25 protein-coding genes and 1 pseudogene are annotated in these 26,154 nt (G+C 68.4%); 13 read left to right on the forward strand and 13 right to left on the reverse strand.

Annotated features, from left to right (window positions below):
* Positions 1-12: 12 nt before the first annotated feature.
* The 11 genes and pseudogenes from ABS361_17545 (at position 13) to ABS361_17595 (ending at position 10,617) form a co-directional block, all read left to right on the forward strand.
* Entirely contained in the window at positions 13-2,805 is a 2,793-nt protein-coding gene (locus ABS361_17545) for a [protein-PII] uridylyltransferase (protein ID XBY43850.1), read from the forward strand.
* Positions 2,806-2,857: 52 nt separating this feature from the next.
* On the forward strand, positions 2,858-3,616 hold the full coding sequence (locus tag ABS361_17550; protein ID XBY43851.1) for an amino acid racemase: 759 nt from the start codon (positions 2,858-2,860) through the stop codon (positions 3,614-3,616).
* Positions 3,617-3,629: 13 nt separating this feature from the next.
* Positions 3,630-4,358, forward strand: a complete 729-nt coding sequence (locus ABS361_17555) for a lipid II flippase MurJ (protein ID XBY43852.1) — start codon at positions 3,630-3,632, stop codon at positions 4,356-4,358.
* Positions 4,358-4,882: pseudogene (locus tag ABS361_17560) on the forward strand (lipid II flippase MurJ). Before ABS361_17555 ends, ABS361_17560 begins: the two are co-directional and overlap by 1 nt.
* 435 nt (positions 4,883-5,317) lie before the next feature.
* Positions 5,318-6,403 carry a tryptophan--tRNA ligase gene (gene trpS, locus ABS361_17565; GenBank protein ID XBY46930.1) on the forward strand — a complete coding sequence of 362 codons (1,086 nt, stop codon included), beginning with the start codon at positions 5,318-5,320 and terminating at the stop codon, positions 6,401-6,403.
* A 111-nt stretch (positions 6,404-6,514) separates the two neighbouring features.
* Positions 6,515-7,393, forward strand: coding sequence for an AraC family transcriptional regulator (locus ABS361_17570; GenBank protein ID XBY43853.1), 879 nt, complete (start codon positions 6,515-6,517; stop codon positions 7,391-7,393).
* Between the two features lie 129 nt (positions 7,394-7,522).
* Positions 7,523-8,170: a glycoside hydrolase family 19 protein gene (locus ABS361_17575; protein XBY43854.1), complete on the forward strand. Its 648-nt coding sequence runs from the start codon at positions 7,523-7,525 to the stop codon at positions 8,168-8,170.
* A gap of 66 nt (positions 8,171-8,236) precedes the next feature.
* Positions 8,237-9,016, forward strand: a complete 780-nt coding sequence (locus ABS361_17580) for an AzlC family ABC transporter permease (GenBank protein XBY43855.1) — start codon at positions 8,237-8,239, stop codon at positions 9,014-9,016.
* Entirely contained in the window at positions 9,013-9,330 is a 318-nt protein-coding gene (locus tag ABS361_17585; protein XBY43856.1) for an AzlD domain-containing protein, read from the forward strand. Before ABS361_17580 ends, ABS361_17585 begins: the two co-directional genes overlap by 4 nt.
* Before the next feature lie 79 nt (positions 9,331-9,409).
* On the forward strand, positions 9,410-9,904 hold the full coding sequence (locus ABS361_17590) for a universal stress protein (protein ID XBY43857.1): 495 nt from the start codon (positions 9,410-9,412) through the stop codon (positions 9,902-9,904).
* Between the two features lie 161 nt (positions 9,905-10,065).
* Positions 10,066-10,617: a NifU family protein gene (locus tag ABS361_17595; GenBank protein XBY43858.1), complete on the forward strand. Its 552-nt coding sequence runs from the start codon at positions 10,066-10,068 to the stop codon at positions 10,615-10,617.
* 21 nt (positions 10,618-10,638) lie between these two features.
* Here the strand turns inward: ABS361_17595 and ABS361_17600 are convergent, their stop codons facing one another.
* The 11 genes from ABS361_17600 to ABS361_17650 all read right to left on the reverse strand — a co-directional run bounded on the left by ABS361_17600 (position 10,639) and on the right by ABS361_17650 (position 22,131).
* Positions 10,639-11,256 (reverse strand): TetR/AcrR family transcriptional regulator, encoded by a 618-nt coding sequence (locus ABS361_17600; GenBank protein XBY43859.1) that lies wholly within the window; start codon positions 11,254-11,256, stop codon positions 10,639-10,641.
* Positions 11,257-11,364: 108 nt separating this feature from the next.
* Positions 11,365-12,426 carry an agmatinase gene (speB, locus tag ABS361_17605; GenBank protein XBY43860.1) on the reverse strand — a complete coding sequence of 354 codons (1,062 nt, stop codon included), beginning with the start codon at positions 12,424-12,426 and terminating at the stop codon, positions 11,365-11,367.
* A 135-nt stretch (positions 12,427-12,561) separates the two neighbouring features.
* Positions 12,562-13,761: an FAD-dependent oxidoreductase gene (locus tag ABS361_17610; GenBank protein XBY43861.1), complete on the reverse strand. Its 1,200-nt coding sequence runs from the start codon at positions 13,759-13,761 to the stop codon at positions 12,562-12,564.
* A gap of 2 nt (positions 13,762-13,763) precedes the next feature.
* Positions 13,764-14,546: a class II aldolase/adducin family protein gene (locus ABS361_17615; protein ID XBY43862.1), complete on the reverse strand. Its 783-nt coding sequence runs from the start codon at positions 14,544-14,546 to the stop codon at positions 13,764-13,766.
* Positions 14,547-14,641: 95 nt separating this feature from the next.
* Positions 14,642-16,273: an NAD(P)/FAD-dependent oxidoreductase gene (locus ABS361_17620; protein XBY43863.1), complete on the reverse strand. Its 1,632-nt coding sequence runs from the start codon at positions 16,271-16,273 to the stop codon at positions 14,642-14,644.
* Positions 16,274-16,407: 134 nt separating this feature from the next.
* Positions 16,408-17,040, reverse strand: a complete 633-nt coding sequence (locus ABS361_17625; protein ID XBY43864.1) for an XRE family transcriptional regulator — start codon at positions 17,038-17,040, stop codon at positions 16,408-16,410.
* Positions 17,041-17,047: 7 nt separating this feature from the next.
* Positions 17,048-18,115 carry an aromatic ring-hydroxylating dioxygenase subunit alpha gene (locus tag ABS361_17630; protein ID XBY43865.1) on the reverse strand — a complete coding sequence of 356 codons (1,068 nt, stop codon included), beginning with the start codon at positions 18,113-18,115 and terminating at the stop codon, positions 17,048-17,050.
* 217 nt (positions 18,116-18,332) lie between these two features.
* Complete coding sequence (locus tag ABS361_17635; protein ID XBY43866.1) at positions 18,333-19,184, reverse strand: ABC transporter permease; 852 nt, start codon at positions 19,182-19,184, stop codon at positions 18,333-18,335.
* An 11-nt stretch (positions 19,185-19,195) separates the two neighbouring features.
* Complete coding sequence (locus tag ABS361_17640; protein ID XBY43867.1) at positions 19,196-20,104, reverse strand: ABC transporter permease; 909 nt, start codon at positions 20,102-20,104, stop codon at positions 19,196-19,198.
* A complete protein-coding gene (locus tag ABS361_17645) occupies positions 20,101-21,192 on the reverse strand; it encodes an ABC transporter ATP-binding protein (GenBank protein XBY43868.1) in 1,092 nt (363 codons plus the stop codon). The genes ABS361_17640 and ABS361_17645 overlap by 4 nt, the downstream gene beginning before the upstream one ends.
* Before the next feature lie 309 nt (positions 21,193-21,501).
* Complete coding sequence (locus tag ABS361_17650; GenBank protein ID XBY43869.1) at positions 21,502-22,131, reverse strand: TetR family transcriptional regulator C-terminal domain-containing protein; 630 nt, start codon at positions 22,129-22,131, stop codon at positions 21,502-21,504.
* A gap of 621 nt (positions 22,132-22,752) precedes the next feature.
* On the opposite strand from ABS361_17650, the gene ABS361_17655 reads away from it, so the two are divergent.
* Both ABS361_17655 and ABS361_17660 read left to right on the forward strand, forming a co-directional pair.
* Positions 22,753-23,085 carry a glycine zipper domain-containing protein gene (locus tag ABS361_17655; GenBank protein ID XBY43870.1) on the forward strand — a complete coding sequence of 111 codons (333 nt, stop codon included), beginning with the start codon at positions 22,753-22,755 and terminating at the stop codon, positions 23,083-23,085.
* Positions 23,086-23,235: 150 nt separating this feature from the next.
* Positions 23,236-23,976, forward strand: a complete 741-nt coding sequence (locus ABS361_17660) for a hypothetical protein (GenBank protein ID XBY43871.1) — start codon at positions 23,236-23,238, stop codon at positions 23,974-23,976.
* An 85-nt stretch (positions 23,977-24,061) separates the two neighbouring features.
* Here the strand turns inward: ABS361_17660 and ABS361_17665 are convergent, their stop codons facing one another.
* Positions 24,062-25,081: an aldose epimerase family protein gene (locus ABS361_17665; GenBank protein ID XBY43872.1), complete on the reverse strand. Its 1,020-nt coding sequence runs from the start codon at positions 25,079-25,081 to the stop codon at positions 24,062-24,064.
* Positions 25,082-25,198: 117 nt separating this feature from the next.
* Positions 25,199-25,957 carry an SDR family NAD(P)-dependent oxidoreductase gene (locus ABS361_17670; GenBank protein XBY43873.1) on the reverse strand — a complete coding sequence of 253 codons (759 nt, stop codon included), beginning with the start codon at positions 25,955-25,957 and terminating at the stop codon, positions 25,199-25,201.
* Between the last annotated feature and the right edge of the window lie 197 nt (positions 25,958-26,154).

Consider the following 26,154-nt stretch of genomic DNA (forward strand, 5'->3'; position numbering starts at 1 on the left):
ACAGACCACGACATGGCCGCCACGCCGCGCATGGAAGACCTGATCGACTCGAATGCGCTGCGCCATCGGCTGTCGGCGCTCTGCCCCGACGGCGCCGACGGCGGACAGCCGGCGATCCGCTCCAAGGTGCTGCAGATCTTGAAAGAGGTCCGCAACGAGACCCGCGCCCGCGTCGAGCAGCTGCTGCTCGAGGACCGGCAGGGCTCGCTGTGCGCCGCCCGGCTCAGCCATGTCCAGGACGAGATGATCCGCGTCATCTACGATTTCGCGGTCGCCCACGTCTATCCGGTCAAGAACCCGTCCTCGGCCGAGCGCATGGCGGTGACCGCGGTCGGCGGCTACGGCCGCTCGACGCTGGCGCCGGGCTCGGACATCGATCTCCTGTTCCTCCTGCCCTACAAGCAGACCCCCTGGGGCGAGAGCGTCGTCGAGTACATCCTCTACATGCTGTGGGATCTCGGCCTGAAGGTCGGCCACGCGACCCGCAACGTCGAGGAATGCGTGCGGCTGTCGCGATCGGATCTGACGATCCGGACCGCGATCCTCGAGGCGCGGTTTCTCTGGGGCGAACAGGCGCTGTTCGACGATCTCGCGCATCGGTTCGATACCGAGGTCGTGCAGGGCACCGGCGCGGAATACATCGCCGCCAAGCTGCAGGAGCGCGACGAGCGGCACCGCCGGCAGGGCGGCTCGCGCTATCTGGTCGAGCCCAACATCAAGGAGGGCAAGGGGGGCCTGCGCGACCTGCAGACGCTCTACTGGATCGCGAAGTACTTCTACCGCGTGAAAGATCCGGCCGATCTCGTCGGCAAGGGCGTGTTCTCGCGTGAGGAATACCGGCGTTTCCTGCGCTGCGAGGAATTCCTCTGGGCCGTGCGCTGCCACATGCATTTCGTCACCGGCCGGCCGGAGGAGCGGCTCTCCTTCGACCTCCAGCGCGAGATCGCCGGCCGGCTCGGCTATGCCGACCGACAGGGCCTGCGCTCGGTCGAACGCTTCATGAAGCACTACTTTCTGGTCGCCAAGGACGTCGGCGACCTGACCTTGATCTTCTGCGCCGCGCTCGAGGAGCAGCACGTCAAGCACCGGCCGGTGCTGAACCGGATCATCAACCGGTTCACCAAGCGCCGGCCGAAGCCGCTCGCCGGCTCCAGGGCCTTCGTCGTCGACAACGACCGTCTGACGGTGGCCAGCGACGACGTGTTCGAGCGCGATCCGGTCGACCTGATCCGGTTCTTCCATGTCGCCGACAAGCACCGCGTCGATTTCCATCCCGATGCGTTGAAGCTGGTGACCCGGTCGTTGAAGCTGATCGATGCGGAGCTGCGCGAGAACAAGGAGGCGAACAGCCTCTTTCTCGACATCCTCTGCTCGAAGCACGAGCCGGATACCATCCTGCGCAAGATGAACGAGACCGGCGTGCTCGGCCGCTTCGTGCCGGAGTTCGGCAAGGTCGTCGCGATGATGCAGTTCAACATGTATCATCACTATACGGTCGACGAACATCTGATCCGGTCGATCCGCGAGCTGTCGGGCATCGAGAAGGGTCAGTTCCCGAACGAACTGCCGCTCGCGACCTCGCTGATGCCGGGCGTGCAGAATCGGCGGCTGCTCTATGTCGCGCTGTTCCTGCACGACATCGGCAAGGGCCGGGTCGAGGACCATTCGATCGTCGGCGCGAAGATCGCGCGCAAGCTCTGCCCGCGACTCGGCTTCTCGGCCGCCGAAACCGACACGATCGCCTGGCTGGTCGAGCAGCATCTGACCATGAGCATGGTCGCGCAGGGCCGCGACCTCAACGACCGCAAGACGATCCGCGACTTCGCCGAGACCGTGCAGAGCCCCGAGCGGCTGAAGCTGCTCCTGATCCTGACCGTCGCCGACATCCGCGCGGTCGGGCCCGGCGTGTTCAACGGCTGGAAGGGCCAGCTCCTGCGCACGCTCTACTACGAGACCGAGCCCTATCTCGCCGGCGGCCACAGCCAGATCACGCGCGACCAGCGCGTGAAGGCGGCGCAGAACGAGCTGATGGCGAGCCTCGCGGGCTGGAGCGACAAGGACAAGAAGGCTTATGTCGAGCGGCACTACGCACCCTACTGGCTGCGCGTCGACCTGCCGCGCAAGGTCGAGCAGGCGGAGTTCATCCGCGAGGCGACCAAGGCCGGCAAGAAGCTCGCGACCCGCGTCACCCCCCGCGCCTTCGAGGGCGTGACCGAGATCACCGTGCTCGCCGACGACCATCCGCGGCTTCTGTCGACCATCGCGGGCGCCTGCGCGGTCGCCGGCGCCAACATCGTCGACGCGCAGATCTATACGACCACCGACGGGCTGGCCCTCGATACCATCTTCGTCAGCCGCGAGTTCCCGGACGACGGTGACGAGCAGCGGCGCGGCAACCGGATCTCGGCGCTGATCGAGCGCACGCTCGCGGGGGAGGAACGGCTGCCCGAGCAGATCGAGCGCAAGGCGCTGGCCAAGCCGCGCCTGAAGGCCTTCGAACTGCCGACCGACGTGATCGTCAACAACTCGTGGTCCGACCGCTTCACCGTCATCGAGGTCTCCGGCCTCGACCGGCCGGGGCTGCTCTACGACCTGACGCGGGCGATCTCGGACCTCAGCCTCAACATCGCCTCGGCGCATGTCGCGACCTTCGGCGAACGGGCCGTCGACGTGTTCTACGTGACCGATCTGACCGGCCACAAACTCGACAACAAGGCGCGCGAACGCACGATCCGGGAGCGTCTGGTCAAGGCTTTTCACGGAGTCCGTGCCGAGGCCAAGGACGCGAAACGCGGCGCGGCGTGAACGCCGCCTTCCCCCATCAGACGGCCGTAGACACGGGCCGACGGAGACAGACATGACGGGTCAGCCGACCAGCCGGCCGCGGCCGATGAAGACCATCGGCATTCTCGGCGGCATGAGCGACAAGGCGACCGGCGAGTACTACCGGCTCGCCAACGCCATGATCAACCAGCGCCTCGGCGGCTGGGACAATGGCGAGATCGTCATCGTCTCGGTCAATTTCGGCAACATCGAGCACTTCGTCCGCACCGATGACTGGGAGGCGGCAAGGGCTTACGTCGATGACAAGCTCGACCGGCTCGAGGCGGCGCGGGTCGACGTGATCGTCTGCGTCTCCAACACGATGCACCGGGTGGTGGTGCCTGCCATGGCCGGTCGGCGCACGCCCTTCGTCCATATCGCCGACGCGACCGGCGCGGCGATCCGCGCACGGGGCCTGACCAAGATCGGGCTGCTCGGCACCATGCCGGTGATGGCCGGCCGCGCGCTCGCCGACCACTATCGCGATCGGTTCGGCCTCGACATCGTCGTGCCGGACGAGGCGGGGCGGACCCGGATCGACCGGATCATCTTCGACGAGCTGGTCAAGGACGTCGTGCGGCCGGAATCGCGCGAGGTCTATCGCCAGGAGATCGCCAAGCTGAAGGCGGCCGGTGCCGAGGGCATCATTCTCGGCTGCACCGAGATCTACATGCTGACCGGCCGCGGCGAGCTGGACGGCCTGCCGCTGTTCGACACCACGGAGCTGCATGTGAAAGCCGCGGTCGACGTCGCGCTCGGCGCCGTCGACAGCGCGGCCGCCGCACGCATCTGATCCGACCGACCCGATGGCGAGCCGGCTCTTCTCGAACTTCCTGACCGTCGGCGGCGCGACGCTGATCTCGCGCGTGCTCGGCTTCGTGCGCGACACGATGATCGCAGCCGAACTCGGCACCGGGCCGGTCGCGGATGCCTTCTTCGTGGCGTTCCGGCTGCCGAACCTGTTCCGCCGGCTGTTCGCGGAGGGCGCCTTCAATTCCGCCTTCGTGCCGCTCTATGCCCGCACGCTCGAGGGTGAGGGCGAGGCGGCGGCGCGGACCTTCGCCCGCGACACATTCGGCATGCTGGTCCTGTCGCTCGCCGCGGTCAGCGCGGTCGCGATGATCGGCGCACCGTGGCTGGTCGGGCTGCTCGCGCCGGGCTTCGGCGAGGAGCCGGCCAAGTTCGACCTGACCGTGTTCCTGACCCGGATCTGCTTTCCCTATCTCGCCTGCATGTCGCTGACTGGGCTGTTCGGCGGCATCCTCAACTCGCACGGCCGCTTCAAGGCGGCGGCCTTCGCGCCCGTGCTGCTCAACGTCGTGTTGATCGCGGTGCTCGTCGGCATCGCGGCGAGCGGGCAGGCGCGCACCTCGCAGGCCGGCGTTATCCTGTCCTGGGGCGTCGCCGCAGCCGGGCTCGCGCAGCTCCTGCTCGTGGTCGTGGCGGTCATGCGCGGCGGCTGGGGCTTTGTCCGGGGCGGCCGCGCTGGACCAAGGCGCTCGGGCGGCTCCTCGCGCTCGGGCTGCCGGGGCTGATCGGCGGCGGCGTCACCCAGATCAACATCGCGATCGGCACGATCATCGCCTCGCTGCAGGCGGGCGCGGTGTCCTATCTCTACTACGCCGACCGGGTCTACCAGCTGCCGCTCGGCATCGTCGGCATCGCGATCGGCGTCGTGCTGCTGCCGGAGGTCGCCCGCCGCGTCCGCGAAGGGCGGCCGGATCTCGCCTTCGAGGCCCAGAACCGCAGCCTGGAATTCGCCGCCGTGCTGACGCTGCCGGCGGCGGTGGCGCTCGTCGTCGCGGCGCATCCGATCGTCGAGGTGCTGTTCGAGCGGGGTGCTTTCGGGGCGATGGACACGACCCAGACCGCCCGCGCGCTCGCCGCCTTCGGCCTCGGTCTGCCGGCCTTCGTGCTGGTCAAGGTCCTGTCGCCGGCCTTCTTCGCCCGCGAGGACACGCGCACCCCGATGGCGATCGGCATCGTGGTGATGATCGCCAACGTGGTCGCGAGCCTGGCGCTGTTCCCGAGCCTCGGCCATGTCGCGATCGCGGTCGCGACCAGCGCGTCCGGCTGGCTCAACGCCGGGCTGCTACAGCTCGTGCTCGCCCGGCGCGGCCACTGGCGCGTCGATGGCGAGCTTCGAGGCGCGGCTGCCGCGCATCCTCATCGCCGCGCTCGCCATGGGCGTCGCTGTCGGCTTCGCCGGCAGCTGGCTCGGCCCCTGGCTCGGCGCGGAGAACCCGCTCGCGGTCAAGATCTCGGCGCTGGCGGCGCTCGTCGGCGGCGGCGCGGCGCTGTTCTTCGGTCTCGCCCATGCCATGGGCGCGGTCGATCTCGCCGCCATCCTCCGCCTCGCGCGCCGTCGCCGCTCCGACGGGTGAGACGTCCTGCGGCCGCAAGCACTTCGCAAGGGTCGCATCAGCATGTGCCGCACTTGGCAAGCGCCCCGCCTTGGCCCATAACGCGGCCGCCGCATTCCGAAGGATCGATCATGACCGCCGCCGAGACCCCCGCCGCCGCAACCGTCGCCAATCCGGGCTTCCAGCCGCTCGTCTTCTCCGGCATCCAGCCGACCGGCAACCTGCATCTCGGCAACTATCTCGGCGCGATCGTCCGCTTCGTGGCGATGCAGGAGACCCATGACTGCATCTATTGCGTCGTCGACCTGCACGCGATCACCGCCCAGCTCGTCCAGCCGGAGCTGAAGACCCAGATCCGCGAAGTGACCGCGGCCTTCCTCGCCGCCGGCATCGATCCGAAGAAGCACATCGTGTTCAACCAGAGCCGCGTCGTCGAGCATGCGGAACTGGCCTGGGTGTTCAACTGCGTGGCGCGGATGGGCTGGCTCAACCGCATGACGCAATTCAAGGACAAGGCCGGCAAGGATCGCGAGAACGTCTCGGTCGGCCTGTTCGCCTATCCGAACCTGATGTCGGCCGACATCCTGGTCTATCGCGCGACCCATGTGCCGGTCGGCGAGGACCAGAAGCAGCATGTCGAGCTCGCCCGCGACACCGCGGCGAAGTTCAACAACGACTTCGCCGAGCGCATCGCCGCGCTCGGGCTCGGCGTCGGCGAGGCGGGCGGGTTCTTCCCGCAGCCCGAACCACTGATCCAGGGCCCGGCGACGCGCGTCATGAGCTTGCGCGACGGCACCAAGAAGATGTCGAAGTCCGATCCCTCGGACTACAGCCGCATCAACCTGACCGACGACGCCGACACGATCGCGCAGAAGTTCCGCAAGGCGAAGACCGATCCGGAGCCGCTGCCGACCGAGGTGAAGGGCCTCGAAGGCCGCCCCGAGGCCGACAATCTGGTCGGCATCTACGCCGCGCTCTCGGGCGCGACGCCGGAGGCGATCCTCGCCGACTACGGCGCCGGCCAGTTCTCGCGCTTCAAGCAGGCGCTGACCGATCTCGCCGTCGACAAGCTCGGACCGGTCGGCGCCGAGATGAAGCGGCTGGTCGCCGATCCGGCCTATATCGACGCCGTGCTCAAGGACGGCGGCGAGCGTGCCAGCCTGCGCGCCCGCAAGGTGATGGACGATGTCAAGGACATCGTCGGCTTCCTGCGCTGAGGCCTCAACCTCCGAACCTGGTCCGGCGGAGCGCCGCTCCGCCGACCTCGCATCCGGGCCGACGCCGATTTCCTTCAAGACCGGCCGGCACGCGGTGCTAGACTGCCGGCCATGACCGGTCTGATCTGCCCCTCCCCCGTCTCGCAATCCGACGCGCTGGCGATGAACCCGCTCGGGGCGGACGAGGCCGCGCGGTTCTTCGTGGCGCCGCGGCTCGCCGGCCTCGATTGCCTGCGCGCGACCTACGTCACCCATGCCTACGCCCCGCACACCCACGACACCTATGTCGTCGGCACGATCGAGCGCGGTTGCGAGGCCTGGACGCTGCGCGGCGAGCGGCATTACGCCGGGCCGGGCGATCTGGTGTTCGTCAATCCGCTCGAGGTCCATGACGGCAGTCCGCATGCCGGCGGCTATTCCTATCGGACCACCTACCCGCCGGTCGCGGTGCTGCGTGAGATCGCCGAGGCGCTGACCGGGCAACGGCAGCTCGCGGATCCCTATTTTCCTGAAGCACGCGTGCACGATCCGCTGATCGCCGGGCTGTTCGCCTCCGCCCATGCGCAAGTCGAGGACGGCGACGATCCGTTCGGCGCGGAGGAGCGGTTGAACCGGGCCTATGCCGCCATGCTGGTGCGCCATGCCGGCATCCGGCCGGCGACGCTCGGCGTCGAGACCGGACCGGTCGCGCGGGCGCGGGCCCTGATCGAGGGCGCCTACGCGGGTGACCTGTCGCTCGACGCGCTCGCAGCGGAAGCCGGGCTCTCGACGCATCACCTGATCCGCGCCTTCCGCCGTGCCGTCGGCATGACGCCGCACGCCTATCTGGTCGATGTGCGCGTGCGCCGGGCCAAGGATCTGCTCCGGCGCGGCGAGACGCCGGCGGAGGTCGCCGCGACGGTCGGCTTCGCCGATCAGGCGCATCTGACGCGCGCCTTCAAGGCTCGCGTCGGCGTCGGTCCGGGGGCCTATCGCCGGGCGGCGGCGTGAAGGTTTCCCGCGGAGGAATCACGAGGCGATCCGGCGGCATTCTGGTTGGTAAGTCATAGGGTTATCCCCGCAAGCCCATGCTCGCACGGCGTTACACTCCGATGGTGTTCCCGATCGGAGTTCCGTCCCATGCGTGCTTACGACCTCGCCAAGTCCCTCTGCCCGAACGGGCGCCCGAACTACCTCGCCGCCTTCGCCGCCGGCGACGCGCTGCTCGCCGAGAAGCGGATCGACCGACCGCTCCGGCTGGCGCATTTCCTGGCCCAGGTGTTCCACGAGAGCGACGGCTTGACGGTCACCGTCGAGTCCGGCCGCTACACCGCGCAGAACCTCGCCGACATGTGGGACCGCAAGGTCTGGCGGCGCTATTTCGCCTCGCGCGAGGCGATGATCGCCATGGCCGCGCAGTGCCGGATCGACGGCGGCGAGCGGCTGTTCTCGATCGTCTATGGCGGCCGGATGGGCAATGGCGACGCGGCGACCGGCGACGGCTGGCGCTATCGGGGCCGCGGCCTGTTGCAGACCACCGGCAAGGACGCCTATCGGCGCTGTGGCGCGCTGTGCGGTGCCGACTTCGTCGCCGAGCCCGATCTCGTGCTCGACCCGCGCTATGCACTGGTGCCGGCCGCCGCAGAATGGGCCGAGGGCGGGTGCAACGCGGCCGCCGACCGCGACGATCTCGAGGCGGTCACGCGCGTTGTCAACGGCGGTACGATCGGCCTCGCCAGCCGCGCGCGCTGGCTCACGCGGGTGAAGCGGGCCATGGCGATCGGCTGAGCGGCGGGCGTGCGCGGGGCCGATTTTGTTCAAGACCGGGCCCCGCAACCGGGCCAGAGTGCGGACATGACAGACGCAATGCCTTCCCGGCCGACGGCCGCCGCCGAGATCCGACGCGCCGTGCTCGATCTGATGCCCGCGCTCGTCGCGGCGATGCCGCTCGCGCTTCTTTTCGGCGCGATCGGCACCTCGAAGGGCCTGTCGCCCTTCGAAGTCGCGCTGGCCTCGGCGACCATCTTCGCGGGCGGCGCCCAGATGGCGGCGATCGAGATGTGGCGCGAGCCGGTGCCGATCGCCGCGCTCGTCGTCTCGACGCTGCTGATCAACGCCCGTTACGTGCTGATGAGTGCCTCGATCGCGCCGAAGATCGCGCATCTGCCGCTGGTCGGTCGGCTCCTCGGCGTGCACGCGCTCGCCGACGAGAACTGGGCGCTCTACGAGACACGCGCCGTGGCCGAGGCGCGTCACGGGCGCAGGCTGACCGGCGCCTATGTCTTCGGCATGGCGGCGGTGTTCTGGCTGAACTGGGTCGCCGTCAGTTGGCTCGGCGCGCTGGCCGGGCCGCTGCTCGGCGATCCGAAACGGCTCGGCGCCGATTTCGCCTTCACCGCGATCTTCATCGCACTGGTCGTGTCCTTCGCGGGCCGCGCGAACGGCGTGATGGTCATTATCGCGAGCGGGCTCGCCGCGGCGCTCGCCTATCGCACGCTCGGCACGCCCTGGCATGTCGGGGCCGGCGCCGCCGCGGGGCTCGCCGCCGCCGCGCTGCTGCATCGGCACGAGGCACCCTCCCACGCGACGGACAGGTCGGTCCACGACCGCCGCCCCGAGGAGGCGCGGCCATGACCGCGGCGCATGCGTTTATCCATTGGGACACGCTCGCCGCGATCTTCGGCATGGCGCTCATCACCTATCTCTGCCGCGTGTCGGGCATCGCGCTCGCCGGGCGGCTGAAGCTCGGCGGGCGGGCGCTCGCGGCCTTCGAGGCGATCCCACCGGCGGTGCTGACCGCGGTGATCGCGCCGACGGTGCTGGTGACAGGGCCGGCCGAGACGATCGCGAGCCTGGTGGCGATCGCGGCGGCGACGCGCCTGCCGATGCTCGCGACGGTCGGCCTCGGCGTCGCGGCGGTGGTGGCCCTGCGCGCGAGCGGGCTCTGACGGCCCCAAGCTTTTCCGACCGGTTCGGTCCGGAATGACCGCTTGTCCGCCCCCCGGCTCGTGTGCCAGCATCCGTCCCATGGTGACGAAGCGACGCTCCCACGAAGAAGGCCACCGCCGGAAATTCCTGGTCGTGGTCGACGACACACCCGAATGCGACCGCGCGGTCGTCTATGCCTCACGCCGCGCGGCCCGGACGGGCGGCGGCGTGGTGCTCCTGTTCATCATCGACGATTCGGACTTCCGCGGCTTTCTCGGCGTCGAGCAGGCCATGCGCGCCGAGGCCCGCGAGGCGGCCGAAATGACGCTCGCCAAGGTCGGCGAGCGCGTCAAGGCGATCGCCGGCATCGAGCCGGATCAGGTGATCCGCGAGGGTACGCGCTCGGCCGAGATCCTGGCCGCGATCGAGGCCGACGAGGACATCGCGATCCTGGCGCTCGCCGCCGGTACCGGCTCCGAGGGACCGGGCCCGCTGGTCACCTCGATCGCCGGCCGCGCCTCCGGCACCTTTCCGGTGCCGATCACCATCGTGCCCGGCCACCTCGGCGACGACGAGATCGCCGCCATGGCATGAGACAGGGTATGGGACATCGGGCCGCGCGGTCCAGCCTCCGCAAAGGCGCGTAGAACCCTTCCAGAAAGCGCGGTGGCATCCGGCCCGGCGAAGCATTATATCCAATCGCACCGACAGCCGCGCCCGGACCTTGCCCCCGGCCACGCGAAGGACGAAAACCCATGTTCATCCAGACCGAAGCCACGCCCAATCCCTCGACGCTGAAGTTCGTGCCCGGCCGCACCGTGCTCGCCGAGGGCACGCGCGAGTTCCGCACCGCCACCGATGCGACGCAGTCGCCGCTCGCCGAAGCGCTGTTCTCGATCCCCGGCGTCTCGTCCGTGTTCTTCGGCAGCGACTTCGTCACCGTCACCAAGGACGGCGCCGAGTGGCCGCACCTGAAGCCGGCCGTGCTCGGCGCGATCATGGAGCACTTCACCTCCGGCGCGCCGATCCTGAAGGGTGAAGCCGAGGAGGACGCCGACGAGTTCTTCGACGCCGGCGACAGCCAGACCGTCGCGACCATCAAGGAACTGCTCGAGACGCGCGTGCGCCCGGCGGTCGCCAACGACGGCGGCGACATCACCTTCAAGGGCTTCAAGGACGGCATCGTCTATCTGAACATGAAGGGTGCCTGCGCCGGCTGCCCGTCGTCGACGGCGACGCTGCGCCACGGCATCCAGAACCTGCTGCGCCATTTTATTCCGGAAGTGCAGGAAGTCCGCGCGGCGTAAGCGGTCGCGAGGACGCCGCCCTCAGCCGGCCTTGTGTACCGCCTGACGCTTCGCGCCGACGCCGCCGAGCACGAGATCGACATGCAGGGTGACCAGCTCGTCCTGCGTCATCGGGCCGTCGGCGCGATACCAGTTGCAGATGCCGGTCAGCATGGCGAGGATCGCGAAGGCGGCGACGCGTGGCTCGGCCGCATGCAGCGCGCCGGCCGCCTGTCCTTCGCGCAGGATGTCGATCAGGATCGCCTCGTAGCGCTTACGCATCGCGACGATGATCGCGCGATTGTCCGGCTCCAGACTGCGCAGTTCCATGTTGGCGATATAGACGTTGCTCTTCAACGTCATGTGGTAGCGCAGGTGAAACGCGGCGAAGGCGGCCAGACGCGCAACCGGGTCGACGATCCCGTCGAGTGCGTCGGCGATCTTCGCCAACAGATCTTCCAGGTGCTCCCGGACGATATCGAACAGCAGATCCTGCTTCGTATCGAAATACTTGTAGAGCGAGCCGGGCTGCAGGCCGACTTCCGCCGCGAGCTGACGCAGGCTCATCGCCTCGAAGCCGTGCTCGTAGATGAGCCGGATGCCCGCCGCGCGGATCGCTTCCGCCGTCTTCGGGCCGCTGGAGCCGACCGTCCTCGCCATTCCGCCCTTGCGCTCCCCGCAAACAGAAACCCCGATCCGGTCAGCATACCGGATCGGGGCACAAGAACAAAACAATCGTTCGATTCCGCCGGCTCGAGCGCCCTTGGCTCAGGCCTTGGCGCCGATCGACGGGCTGAAGTGCATCAGGCTCAGGATCTCGAAGGCCATCTGCGCGCCGGCATGGGCGGTGTTGGTGGTGGCGTCGTAGGGCGGCGAGACCTCGACCATGTCGCCACCGACCAGATTGACGCCCTTGAGGCCGCGCAGGATCGCCTGCGCCTCGCGGGTGGTCAGACCGCCGATCTCCGGCGTGCCGGTGCCGGGCGCGAAGGCGGGATCGATCGAGTCGATATCGAAGCTCAGATAGGTCGGGCCGTCGCCGACCACGGCGAGCGCCTTGGCGATCACCGCCTCGAGGCCGAGGCCGGCGATCTCCTCGGCATGGATCACGGTCATGCCGCTCGCGTAGGAGAACTCCCAGAGATATTCCGCCGCGCCGCGAATACCGATCTGGATCGTCCGCTTCGGATCGAGCACGCCGTCGAGCACGGCCTGGCGGAACGGGCCGCCATGGTGGAAGCGGCAGGAATCGAACTCGCCGGACGTATCGCAATGGGCGTCGATGTGGATCATGCCGACCGGCCGGTCGCGGCCGAGCGCGCGCAGGATCGGGTGCGAAATCGAATGATCGCCGCCGATCGACAGCGGCGCGACGCCGGCCGCGACGATCTTGGCCGTGGTCGCCTCGATGTCCTCATGGGCCATTTCGAGCCGGAACCGGCTGCGAAACGGCACGTCGCCGATGTCGGCCACCGCCATTTCCATGACGGGGGCGGTGCGCAGCACGTGATTGTAGGGGCCGATGCGCTCGATGGCGCGCACCGCGCGCGGACCGAAGCGGCAGCCGTTGCGGTTGGTGATGCCGAGGTCCATCGGCACGCCGATCAGCGCGACGTCGAGGCCGGCGAGCCCCTCGGCCGGGTTCTTCCAGTCGATCGCGCGATACGGCGCGTCAAGCAGCGTCGGCAACCCGGCATAGGGCGCCGAGCGCGTGCCGGACGGGTCGATGATCCGCGCGGCGACCGCCTTGAACTCCGGATCGTGGATCACTGGCCCGGCCTCCGGGCCGAACAGCTTGCGCAGGCGTTCCAAATCGTTCGGCTCGGTCATCGTGGGATCCCTCGGGGCGTTTCGGGCGGCCAGCCGGCAATGGAACGCTCGGGTGGGCCAGCCCGCTGGTCTTTGTCTCAGGCGGGCCAGCCCGTTGATCTTTGTCTCAGGCGGGCCAACCCGCCAGCTCATCCCTCAGGCGGGCCAGCCCGCCCAGGTCTCGCCGACGAGCTTGCGGGCCTGCATGTGCCGGCGCGGATGATTGATGCTGTCGACGGCGAGCAGGCGGTCGCCGGCGAAATAGGCGACCGAGAACTTCTCGCTCGCCGGATCGCCATCGACCTCGTAGCGGTCGTGGCCGGTCGAGAGGCCGACGATCTGAAGCTTCAGATCATACTGGTCGGACCAGAACCACGGCACCGGGTCGTAGACGACGGTCTCGCCGAGCGTGGTCGCGACCGCGGCCTTGGCCTGGTCGATGGCATTCTGAACGCTCTCGAGCCGGATCGAACGGCCGAAGCGCGCCGAATCGAAGCGCGTGCAGTCGCCGGCCGCGAAGACGTTCTCGGCGCTGGTCCGCGCGCCCTGATCGACACGGATTCCATCCGCGACGTCCAGGCCGGCCGCTTCGGCGAGGCGGGTTTCCGGCAGGGCGCCGATCGAGATCAGCACGACATCGGCCTCGACCCGGCCGCCATCGGCGAGCGCGACAGCGCGGACCCGATCGGTGCCCTCGATGCCGACGACGCCGGTCGCGGTGCGCAGGTCGACGCCGGCGCGGCGATGCTTGGCCGTGAAGAATTCGGAGACCACCGGCGCGACGACGCGGCCGAGCACGCGCTCGGCCGCTTCCAGCACGACGACCTCATGGCCGAGCGCGCGGGCGACCGCCGCGGTCTCGAGGCCGATATAGCCGCCGCCGATCACGACCAGACGGGCGCCGGGCGTCAGCGCGGCCTTGATGCGCGCCGCGTCGGCGAGGCCGCGCAGGGTCAGGACGCCGGGGAGATCGGCGCCGGGGATCGGCAGCGGGCGCGGCCGCATGCCGGTCGCGATCAGGAGCTTGCCATAGGGCAGCGTCGTGCCGTCGGCCAGATGCACACGCGCGGCGGCGGTATCGATCGCCTCGGCGCGGACGCCGATCCGCAGATCGACGCCCCAGTCGCGGTAGACCGTCTCGGGCCGGAACAGCAACCGATCGGCATCCATCTCGCCGGTCAGATACTTCTTCGACAAGGGCGGGCGCTGGTAGGGCAGCACCGGCTCGTCGCCGACGAGCGCGATCGGCCCCTTGAAGCCCCCATTCGGGCCGGTGCTGGAGCCGCCTTGGCGAAGCGACTGGATGGCTTGGGCGGCGGCCTGGCCGGCGCCGACGATGACGATCGGATCGAGCATGGTCAGAGCTTGTAGCTCGGGTCCAGCCTGTCCAGAAGCCTCAAATGCGCAGCCCACTCCAGCAGGAGATCGCCATCGTCGAAGGCCATCTGATCGAACTGCCGACCCACGCGCTCGGCGACCGCCAGCGACGGCATGTCGAGCGCGGCGCCGGTCGCCTGGGCGGCGAGCTGCACCTCGCAGGCCTTGTCGACATAGTACATATGGCTGAACGCCTCCGCGACCGTGCGACCGACGGTCAGGAGGCCGTGGTTGCGCAGGATCAGCACCGGCTTCGAGCCGAGATCGGCGATGATGCGCTCGCGCTCGTCGAGGTCGAGCGCGATGCCCTCATAGGCGTGATAGCCGACCCGGCCATGGTACTGCATGGCGATCTGGGTCAGCGGCAGCAGACCCTCCTTGAGCGCCGAGACGGCCATGCCCGCCTTGGTGTGGGTGTGGATCACGCAGGCCGCGTCGTGGCGGCTCATGTGCACGGCGCTGTGGATCGTGAACCCCGCCGGGTTCACGCGCTCCGGCCGATGCGCGTCGACCTTGTTGCCGTCGACATCGATCTTCACCAGCGAGGAGGCGGTGATCTCGTCCCAACGCCAGCCGTAGGGGTTGATCAGGAACCGGCCCGGCTCGTCCGGAACCCGCACGGTGCAGTGGGTGTAGATCAGGTCGGTCATGCGGAAATGCGCGATCAGCCGATAGCAAGCGGCGAGCTCGACGCGCACGGCCCATTCGGCCTCGGACATGCCGGCGGGCCGGCCGGCGGACGGGGTGGCGACTGCGATGGTCATCGGAGGGACCCTCCAGGTTCGACGCGGCAGTGACAGGGCGACCGGCTCGTCGCGGCCGTCGCGACGGCCGTGCGGGAGACGGGCGCTTCGTGCGATCAGGCGATGGTCTTGCCGAGATCGCGCAGGATCTCGCGGGCGGCATTGTGGCCCGGAATGCCGGAAACGCCACCGCCCGGATGCATCGACGAACCGCAGATGTAGAGCGACTTCAGCGGCGTGCGATAGTCGGCATAGCCCGAAACCGGACGCTGGAAGAACAGCTGATCGGTCGACAACTCGCCATGGAAGATATGGCCCTGCGGCAGGTTGACGATCCGCTCGATGTCGGGCGCGACCAGGAGCTGCGCCTCGATGATGTCATTGCGGAAGCCCGGCGCGAAGCGCTCGACGGCGTCGAGCACGTTCTTCTTGAAGTTGTCCTTCTCGGTCGTCCAATCGCCGCCCTTCAGCGTATAGGGCGCATGGCCGCCGAACAGGTTGACCACGTGCTTGCCGGGAGGCGCCAGCGTGTTGTCGACGATAGTCGGCACCACCGGCGTGATGAACGGCTCCTTCGAGTACCAGCCGTATTTGGCGTCGTCGAAGGCGCGCTCGAGATAGTCGATGTCGGGCGCGATGTGCATGTAGGTCGGGTAGGAGAACGAGCCGAGCACACCGTCGCGGCGGACGCGTTCGAGGATCTTGTACTGCGGCGGGCGTTCGCAGGCGATGTTCATCTTGAACGCCGCGCCCATGGTCCGGTAGCCCTTGATCTCGCGCACCACCTCGGCCGGCAGGTTCGCCTCGCCGACGAGGTCGAGATAGAGATGCTTGGCCGAGGCGTTCGAGGCGATCGCCTTGGCGCGGTAGACCGAGCCGTCGGCGCAGAGCACCTCGGTGGCCTTGCCGTTCGAGGAGCGGATCTCCTTGACCTCGGCTTCGGTCACGATGTCGACGCCGAGCGCGGTCACCGACGAGGCCAGCGCCTGGGTGATCGAGCCCATGCCGCCCTTGATGAAGCCCCAGCCGCCGGCGCCCTCGTGCTCGCCCATGACGTGATGCATGATCACATAGGCCGAACCGGGCGTCTTCGGGCCGGCAAAGGTGCCGATCGAGGCATAGTAGGCCAGCACCGCCATGACGCGGTCGTCCTCGAACCACTCCTTCAGGAAGTCGTAGGCCGACATGGTCAGCATGTCGACGATCCGGTACATCTTGCGGCCGACCTTGCGGTATTTCCACAGGAGCTTGGCGCCGTCCTTGAATGTCTTCCAGTCGCGCCGGGCCGGATCGATCGGCGTCTCCCACAGGATCTGCCGGACGATCTTGGTCGCCTCGAGCAGATAGGCGTCGAACTCCGGATAGATCGCGGCGTCGGCCTTGGAGAACTTTCCGAACGAGGCTTGAGTCTTGGCCATGTTGTCGGAAAAGGTGATGTATTCGTCGCCGTCGTCGACCGGCGACACCATGTCCGAACAGGGCAGCACTTCGAGCCCGTGCTTCTTCAGCTCGAAATCGCGAATGATGCGCGGGTGCAGCAGGCTCATCAGGTAGGAGAAGATCGAGGCGCGGAAGCCGGGCGCGATCTCCTCGGTCACCGCCGCGCCGCCGACCATCTTGCGGCGTTCGAGCACCGCCACCTTCAGCCCGGCGCGGGCGAGATAGCCGGCGCAGACGAGGCCGTTATGGCCGCCGCCGATCACGACGGCGTCGTAGTTGCGCACGGCGGTACCCTGAACCACGGACATGGTTTCACCTCCAGAGCAAGGCCCGGTCGGAGCGACCCGCTCCGATCGGAAACGACTTGCGAGATCAAGAACCTGAGAGATCGGATCCGACCTGATCGGATCGCTCCGACGCATTGCGATCGGGGGACGGCGGGTCAGAACGACGGCGGCGTGACGGCCCAGATCACCACCGCCTCCTGCGAGGCGGACGGGTTGCGATAGCTGTGCGGACGCATCGAGGCGAAGCCGAAGCTGTCGCCGGCCTGGAGCAGGTATTTCGTGCCATCGACGGTCAGTTCGAGCGCGCCGGCGATCAGGTAGCCGGCCTCGTCTCCCTCGTGGACGTAGTCGCCGGCGCCGCTGGTCGAGCCCGGTGCCAGCCGGCAGAGCAGCAGTTCGAGCTGGCCGTCGAGCGACGGCGACAGCAGCTCGTCGACGATGCCGCCGCCGTAGTCGAGCCGCTTGCGCGCGCCGCGGCGGACCACGACGCCGTCCGCCACCGGCGCCGTTTCGGTATCCTCGCGGAAGAACCAGCCGATGGTGACGCCGAGGGCGGTCGCGATCAGGTGCAGTGCCTTGACCGAGGGCTCCGACAGGCCGCGCTCGATCTGGCTGAGCAAGCCGACCGACAGGCCGGTCTTCTCGGCGAGGGTTGCGAGCGTCACGTCCTTCTCGTGCCGCAGCGCGCGGATGTCGCCGCCGAGGCGGGTGCCGATCGCCTCGGCGCTCTCCAGCGCGGCGGCGTGTTCCGCCGCCGTCGTTGCCAAACCGTTCGACGGCGCGCTCATCGCCGCCTCACTCGGCCGCGACCGCGCGCGGACCGGTCGGCCGCAGCGCCTCGTCGCACATCCGATCGAAGGCGATGACCGCATATTCCTCGGACTTGGACAGCGGCGACTGCTTGAACGTGCCGGCGTTGATGTTCTTCTGCACCGTGGTGATCACTTCGAGATCCTCGGTGATGATCTGCGCCGACCATTCCGTGGTGGCGAAGTTCTCCTCCGCCTTCTCGGGCGAGACATCCTCGAAGAAGTACCAGTTGATGTGCTTGATCCTGCCCGGGCCGAGCGGCTCGACGGTCGCGATCGAAGACCCCCAGTCGTAGAGGTTCAGCATCAGGAACGGGAAGCGATAGAGATAGCAGCCCTGCGTGTCCCCCGGATTGCGACCGGGCGCATGCAGATGGAAGAACTTCTCTTCCGGGAACACGTTGATCTGGTATTTTTCGATGTCGAGCGTCTGGCACAGGCCCGGATGCATGGCCCGGCAGTGATAGCACTCGAGATAATTCTCGCCATAAATCTTCCAATCGACGTCGACGATCCGCTCCTTGGTGCGGAAATAATGCTGCTTCTCGAGCGGGAACGGCGCGGCGAGGTCGGCGACCGGGCCGAGCCACTCCAGGAGCGACGGGCCTTCGGTCGCGATGCGGACGAAGATCAGCCCGCGCCACTCGGTACAGTCGGCGGCGATCAGGCCCCATTCATGGGCGTCGAACTTGGTCTCGGGACCGAAGTTGACCGCCTTGTGCAGCCGGCCGTCACGGCGGTAGCTCCAGCTGTGATAGGGGCACACGACCAGGCCGCCGCAGCTGCCCGTCTCACCCTTGACCAGCTCGGCTGCGCGATGCCGGCAGACATTGTGGAAGGCGCGGACGACGCCGTCGTCTCCGCGGATCGCGAAGATGTTGTGGCCGGCGAGCGTGCCGTTCACATAGTCGCCGGGCTTGGCCATCCGCTCCGACCAGGTGAACAGCAGCCAGTTCTTCTCGAAGATCTCCTTGCGCTCCAGTTCGAAGCGCGCCGGGTCGCGATAGGCATGTGCGGGCAGCGACCATTCCGCGTCGGATCCGAGAGAGACCATCGCCAGCTCCTTTGATCGATTTATATTCACGATACTGAAGAGCGACAGCCTCGGCAAGCCGAATTTTCAGATTTGTGAATTTTCAAGCGGCCATTTCGCAGCCGTGAAAAACGCCATGCGGCGTGCCGACCGATCCCGGCCGGCGCCGACAGGCCAGCGTATGTCGGGCCGGCGGCATGACGGGCCGGCGCGCGACGCTGCGCGCCGGACCCGCTCGTCAGGTCACGATCTGCGCCGTCGGATCGTCGGCGAGCTCGGCCTTGCGGCGCGCGGCGGCCGCGCGGGCGACTTCGCGGCGGCGCATGATCTCCCAGACGACCGCGCCGGCGATGGTGATCGCAATCAGGATCAGGCCGAGCGCGTTGACCGCCGGGGTCAGGCCGGTTCGCACCTTCGAGGCGATGTAGATGGTCAGCGTGATATCGGTGCCGCGGGTGAACAGCGTGGTGTTGTAGTTCTCGAACGACTGGAAGAAGGCGAGCACGCTGCCCGCGATCAGCGATGTCTTGAGGTACGGCAGCAGGATCTTGCGGAACACCTGCGGATGCGAGGCCCCGAGGTCGAGCGCGGCCTCCTCGAGGCTGCGGTCGAAGCGCTGCAGACGGGCGAGCACCATCAGCATCACATAGGCGGTGATGAAGCTCGACTGGCCGAGCACGGCCAGATGCAGGCCGCCCTTGACGCCGAGCCGATCCCAGAACACCAGCGTGGAGATGCCGATGATCACACCGGGAGTGAGCAGCGGTGACACCATCACCGCGTAGAGGAAGTTGCGCGCGCGGCTGTGCAGGCTGTCGAGCAGCATCGCGGCGGCCGTGCCGAGCGGCACCGAGACCGCCACCACCGCGAAGCCGACGATCAGCGAGTTCCACAGGCCGTCCCACATCTGGGCGTCGGCGAACAGTGCGTCGAACCACTTCATCGTGGTGCCGGTCCACGGCGTCACCGTCGGGAACCGGCTCAGGTTGAAGGTCGCGATCGCCATTACGGCGAGTGGCGCGAGCAGGTAGAAGAAGAAGAGCCCGAGATAGGCCCGCATGAGGATGTCGCCGCCGGTGATCCGCCGCATCACGCGCCCCCTCACTTCGCGATGTCGGTGAGGCCGACGCGGAACAGCCGCATCACGCCGAGAATGAACAGCACGCAGAGCCCGAGCAGCATGAAGGCGTAGGCCGAGCCGCGCGGCCAGTCCTGACCCTCGAAGAACCACTGGTAGATCGTCTCGGTGAACCAGCGCGTGCCGGGCGAGCCGAGCAGCGCCGGCACGATATAGCTCGATGCCGCCAGCACGAAGACCATGATCGCACCGACCGCGATACCGGGCTTGGCGTGCGGGATCACGATGCGGCGGTGGATCTGCCATTCCGGCGCGCCGAGATCGCGCGCGGCCTCGACCTGATTGATGTCGAGCGTCTCGATCGCGTTCATGAGCGGGAACATCATGAACAGCAGGAAGGCGTAGGTCATGCCGATCAGCACGCCGCTGTTGCCGGAGAGCCAGCGGTAGGGCTTGTCGAAGATCCCGACGCCGACCAGCGCCGCGTTGAGCGGGCCGTTGTAGGCGAGGATGATGTACCAGGCGAAGGTGCGCAGGATCTCGTTGATCCAGAACGGCACGATCAGGAGCAGCACCAGGAAGCCGGCGCGCGCCGGCGTCGCGACCTTGGCCAGGTGCCAGGCGACCGGGTAGCAGACCGCCAGCGAGAGGAACGTCACCAGGCTCGCGCCCCAGATCGTGCGCACGAAGACCTTCAGGTCGTCGGCGAGATCAAGCGTGAAGATGTCGGTGCCGGCGAACAGCGAGGCGTAGTTCGCCAGCGTATAGACGTCCTTCGGGCCGCCGCGTTCGAGCTCGGGCACGTTCACATGGAACGAGTACTCGGCCATGACGAAATAGGGCAGCACGACCATCATCAGGAGCCAGACGGCCGTGCCGGCGATCATGATGGTGGAGAGCAGCGGACCATAGCGGTTGACGAGCCGGCTCATCGGTCAGTTCCTTCAGCGCCGAGGACCAGCGCGTCCTGGGGCGCGAAGGCGACCGTGAAGATGCTATCCTCGCCGATATGGGCGAGACACCCGTCGTTCGAGAGCTGCATCAGGATCGGCTTGCCGCCGCCCTCGATCGGCTTCAGGAACACGTTGGCGAAGCTGCCTTCGAAATCGACGTGGTCGACCGGCCGCGACAGGCGGTTCGGACCTTCGACGCCGTCGACCGGCTTCATCCGCTCCGGCCGGACCGAGACCAGCACTTTCGCGCCGACGCCGAAGCCGCGCGGGTTGCGGGCGAGGAGCGGACCGGCCACCGTGTCGATCCGCGCCTCGGCGCCCGAGACGGCGGCGATCGTGCCGGGGAAGACGTTGTTCTCGCCGACGAAGCCGGCGACGAAGGCGCTCGCCGGCTCGTCGTAGATGTCGGCCGGCGCGCCGACCTGCTCGAGCTGGCCGCGCGACATGACGCCGACACGGTCCGACATGGTCAGGGCCTCGCCCTGGTCGTGGGTGATGTAGATGAAGGTCAGGCCGGTGCGGCGCTGGATGGCGCGCAGTTCGGCGCGCATGTGCTGGCGCAGCTTCAGATCGAGCGCGGAGAGCGGCTCGTCGAGCAGCATGACCTGCGGCTCGACGGCGAGCGCACGGGCGATGGCGACGCGCTGCTTCATGCCACCGGAGAGCTCGTCGATGCGCTTGTCGGCGGCGTCGGGCAGTGCGATCAGCTCGAGCAGCTCCTGGGCGCGCTTGCGGCGCGCCTCGCGGGCGACGCCACGCATTTCGAGGCCGAAAGCGATGTTCTCGGCCACGGTCATCATCGGGAACAGCGCGAGGTTCTGGAAGATCAGCGCGGTCGGCCGCTTGTTCGGCCCGATGCCGCGCATGTCCTGGCCGCCGATCAGCACGCGGCCGGCGGTCGGGTCCATGAAGCCGGAGACCATGCGCAGGATCGTGGTCTTGCCGCAGCCCGAGGGACCGAGGAAGGAGAAGAACTCACCGGCGCGGATCTCCAGCGACACGTTCTTCACGGCCGTGAAATCGCCAAATCGCATGGTCACGCCATCGAGCGTCACGTCGCGGCTCATTCGCTTCTCCTCCAACGCCGTCGCCCCGACGGCACGAGCCTGTCCCCGCTCGACGGAATTTCACCGCCCAAAGGGAATGCGGAAGCGAGCATGAGATCCCGCACGGGGAAACGCAAGGCCGCGCCTGCGTTGAAATGCGTAGAACTTGAGCAGCGCTCAGGTCCGCCAAATATTTGATCGAATAAGGTCTTTTGCCGATTTTGACCCGGTTGGGCGAAGTGCAAGTCGCCCTGAGGCCGAAATAAATTTAACGCCGCGCCTGCCGGGGACGGGGCGTCCGCCGGCCAGGGGCGGAGCGACGAAGGCGCCTCAGGCCCGCCGGGCCCGCTCGCGGGCGACGAGACCGTCGACCCAGTCCTCGCAGACGGTGACGCCTTCAGCAGGCTGAAAACCACCGGGGTTCAGTCCGCCATCGAGCCAGAGGCCGTCGAGCAGGGAGGAGAGCCCGAGCGCCGCGCGACGGGCATCGAAGTCGACGAAACCCTCCTCGCCCGCCAGCGCGGCGAGCTCGCGCTCCAGGCTGGCGCGATAGTCCGAGAAGGTGCGCTTCTGGATCTCCTTCAGCGCCGGCGCGTGCGGCAGCATGCTCCAGAACACCACCCAGATGTTGATCAGCTTCGGGTCGAACACCCGCGGCGCGAAGGAAGCCTCGAAGAAGGCGGTCAAGCGCGCGCGTGGGCCCGCGGCGGTGGCGACGTGCTCCAGGATATTGTCGAGAATGTCGACCGAGGCGGTCTCGTAGGCCGCCGCGATCAGTTCCTCGATCCCGGCATAATGGTGATTGATCAGGCCGGGCGACACGCCGGCCTCGGCCGCGATGCGACGGGCCGAGACGCCGGCGTGGCCATGCGCCGCCAGACAGCGCAGCGTCGCGTCGACGAGCAGACCACGGCGGGTCTGCGGCTGGACGCGGCGGAACTTCGGTTCTGGTTTGATCATAAGAGCCTCGATCCCAGTCCCTCGATTCCAGTCGCTCGATCCCGACGTCCCGCTCGGGGCGTGGCCCATCCGGTCGGCGCGCCGATCCGGGGGCAGGACGAAGGCCGGGGCTTCCCCACCCCTCGATCCTTGCCGGGCAGATAGACCCCTGCTTCGGGGGCGGACAAGCCCGGCGCCGTCATCCGGCCCGCCTACCGACTGTTAAGGTTTATACGGACCCGCCGGTTCGGCTTTTAAAATGTTAGAGCAAAGTGTCGCTGGGCGCGAATCGCTGACGCAGCGGCGGCGCGAGCGACGTCGCGGCACGCGTCATCGGGCCGCGCGCCGCGCTTGCCAGCCCCCGGCGCGACTGCAATCATCCAGAAACGCGACAGTGTTTCCGTCGGCTCCGAATGGGCATTGGCAACCCGATACCGCCGCCCCCTACCACCGCCAGGGCGGTCGACCGAACCATCTTCGCAGGGAGTTTCGACATGACGACCAAGTCTCTCGTCGCCGGCGCACTGGCTGTCGCGCTGGCGGCTCCGTCTCTGGTGACCCCGTCTCCGGTGCTCGCCCAGATGAGCAAGGAGGATCAGGGCACGATCGGCGGCGCGCTGCTCGGCGGCGCGGTCGGCCTCGATGTTCGGCGGCGGCACCGGCGGCCATGTCGCCGGCGGCATCATCGGCGCCGTGGTCGGTGGCGTGATCGGCAACCAGATCGGCCGCGCGCTCGACGAGGAGGATCGCCGGCAGCTCGAGCAGATGACTCGGCGCACCATCACCACCGGCGGCGGCCAGACCTACCGCAACAGGAAGACCGGCGTCGTGGCCAAGACCCGTGTCACCAAGCAGAACAAGAACGCCAAGGGCGAGGCCTGCCGCACGGTCGAGCAGGAGGTCGTGCTCAAGGACGGCACCGTCAACCGCGACACGGTCAGCGCCTGCCGCGGCCCGAACGGCTGGGTGGTCTGACGCCTTGCGCAAGCTTCGGCGAACCGCGTCCCTGCTCGCGCTCGCGACCGTCGTCGCGGGCGCTTGCGCTTCGGCCTCGGCCGAGGAGGCGATCCGCGGCCAGTCGAAGGACCTTGCCATCACCATCGCCTCCGAGGCCGGCGAGAACTGGTGCGAGCCGATGGTGCGCATCCGGCTCGAAGCGGCCAACCCCGCGAGTTCAGCCGCGACTTCGTCGCCTTCCAGCAGATGGTCGGCCGCATCCGCGCGATCGTTCAGCCACGCTGCCAGACCGCCGAGGGCATCCGCTTCACCGGGCTGGTCGGGGAGGCCAGGGTCATCGCCGGCGAGATGCTGCGGCTGACCAACTGGCGCTATGTGCCGCTCGACCCCGCAGAGCCGGGCGAGCCGCTGTGCACCCCCGCGCTCGACGCCTCCGGCGCCTGCGCCACCCGGCGCGGCGCCTATACGACCGCGCGCGACCTGTTCTTCGCCAGTGATGCGCCGGCCGCGATGCGCTTCACGGCCTTTCTCGATCCGGACGGCGCCAGCGACCTCGAATGGAAGGTCGAACGCACGCTCGGCAAGATCAACGTGCTGCCGCGCCAGGACATTCCGGCCGGCTTCGACACGGCCGCCCTGCTGGTCGAGCGCATCCTGCAGGACGTCGAGACCGCCTGCCGGGCCGAGAAGGGCCAGGCCACCATCGCGCCGCCGGAAGACGTCAACGCCAATCTGGTCGTCCGCAGCCTGCGCTGCCGCTCGCCGAAGGCCGACCGGACCAATCAGATCGTGCTGGCCATGGGCACGGAACAGGCGATGGTGTTCACGATCGGCAGTTTCGACGGCGACGATGCGCTCGGCCGCTCGGTCGTCGCGCGGATTCTGGCCGCAGCCGATCAGCACCAGTGAGGACGGCCGCAGGGGCGCGAACCTGCGGGCGAGCCCCCCACTGGCACGCGAACCGGCCGACGAACCGGTTCCGCCCGATCGCGCCTCAGCCGAACACCCGGTATTCCGTCACCTGCCGATAGATCTCGCCCGGCCGCAGCACCGCGCTCGGGAAGCTCGGGTGGTTCGGGCTGTCGGGAAAAACCTGCGGCTCCAGGCAGAGCGCGGCGCGGCGTCCGGCGATGCGGCCATCGAGGCCGGGGCGGTCCATGGCGAGACCGCCACCGTCGTAGAACTGCAGGCCCGGCTCGGTCGAATGGACTTCAAGCGTGATCCCGGAGGTCGCGCCGGTCAGCCGCGCATGCAGGCGCGGCGTTGCGGCACGCTCCATGGCGATGACGAAGTTGTGGTCGTAGCCTGGATCGTCGGCGGTCGGATGCACCGGCCGGGGGGCACGGAAATCGAAGCGGGTGCCGTCGACGGGCGCGATCTCGCCGGTCGGGATCAGGCGATCGTCGACCGGCGTATAGGCCGCCGCCGGGATCTCGAGCGTGTGCGCAGAAATGTCCGGGCCGCCGTCAAGGTCGAAATAGCTGTGCGCGGCGAGGTTCACGAGCGTCGGCGCATCGGTGGTGGCGCCGAGCTCGATTATGAGCCGGCCCTCGCCCGCCTCGCCCGGCACCAGCGCGTAACGGCAGGTCGCCCGCACCGTGCCGGGATAGCCCTCCTCGCCATCAGGCGAGACGAGGCCGAGCGTGATCGACGTCGCGTCGACGGCCTCGACCGTCCAGATCTTGCGCGAGAAGCCGAGTGCGCCGCCGTGCAGGTGGGTGCGGCCCTTCTCGTTCAGGGTCACGCGATGCTCGACGCCGTCGAGGGTGAAGCGGCCGTCGGCGAGGCGGTTGGCGCAGCGCCCGGCGATCACGCCGAAATAGGGCGAGGCGGCGCGATAGTCTTCAACCGTCGGCAGCCCGAGCACGAGACGGCGCGGGTCGCCGGGCCGGAGCAGGCGCAGGTCCTGAATGATCGCGCCATAGGTCAGGATCGCGACCTCGAGCCGGCCGTCGGAGAGTACGATCCGGTCGACGTCGCCGTCGGGCAGCACACCGAAAGGCGTGATGGTCATCGGCATTCCCTCCCTCGTCGGCGCGTGCCTTCGGTGGACGCGCTCCGTTGTCCCGCTTGATGTACCCGAGCGCCGACGCGGGCTACAGAGCCCGCGCCGGCGGATCGTCTCGCCGGATCAGACCCAGCCGCCGTCGACGACGTAGTGCTGGTTGGTCATGCCGGAGGCCTCGTCGCTGGCCAGGAACACGACGAACTTGGAAACGTCGTCGGGTACCATTTTCCGCTTCAGGCACTGACGCGCGAAGATCTCCTTCTCGGCCTCGGGCGTGACCCAGTGGGTGAGCTGGCGCTCGGTCATGATCCAGCCCGGCGCGACCGCGTTGACGCGGACATTGTAGGGACCGTAGTCGCGGGCGAGCGAGCGGGTCAGGCCGATCACCGCCGATTTCGACGCCGTATAGGCCGCCATGCCGCCCTGGCCGATCATCCAGGAAACGCTGCCGAGATTGACGATCGCGCCGGCGCCGGCCTCGCGCATGTCGGGCAGCACGGCCTGGGCGGCGAAGAACTGGTGCTTCAGGTTCACCGCGATGCGACCGTCCCAATATTCCTCGGTGACGGTCTCGGTCGCGTGGCGCTCGTCGTGGGCGGCGTTGTTGACCAGCACCTGCACCGGGCCGAACTCCGCCTTGATCGCGGCCAGCGTCGCCTTCAGCGCCGGAATATCGGTCAGGTCGCAACGATGAAACCGGACCGTCTGGCCAACGCCGACCAGCTCGGCGGCGAGTGCCTCGGACGGGCCAACGGCGATGTCGAGGAAGGCGACCTTGGCCTTCTGGCGCGCGAAGCCGCGCACGATCGCCTCGCCGATGCCCGAGCCGCCGCCCGTGACCACCACAACCTTGCCTTCCAGATCCGGATAGATCGCCGCCATCGGCCGCCTCTCTCATCAGTTTCACCGGGCAGCGACCGCGGCCGGGCAGAGCTGCCCGGACCGGTCGGCCCCTGAAATTTGCTCCCACGCCCTGCGAACGCGGTCAGCGGAACCGCGCCCCTCGACGGTCGTTCCCCTGTCCGGGCCGCAGGCTGGATATGTCGCCACCCATGACGCTGTCGCCGTCCGCGAAAGCC

The sequence above is a fragment of the Ancalomicrobiaceae bacterium S20 genome, from assembly GCA_040269895.1.
Classification (GTDB): domain Bacteria; phylum Pseudomonadota; class Alphaproteobacteria; order Rhizobiales; family Ancalomicrobiaceae; genus Methyloraptor; species Methyloraptor flagellatus.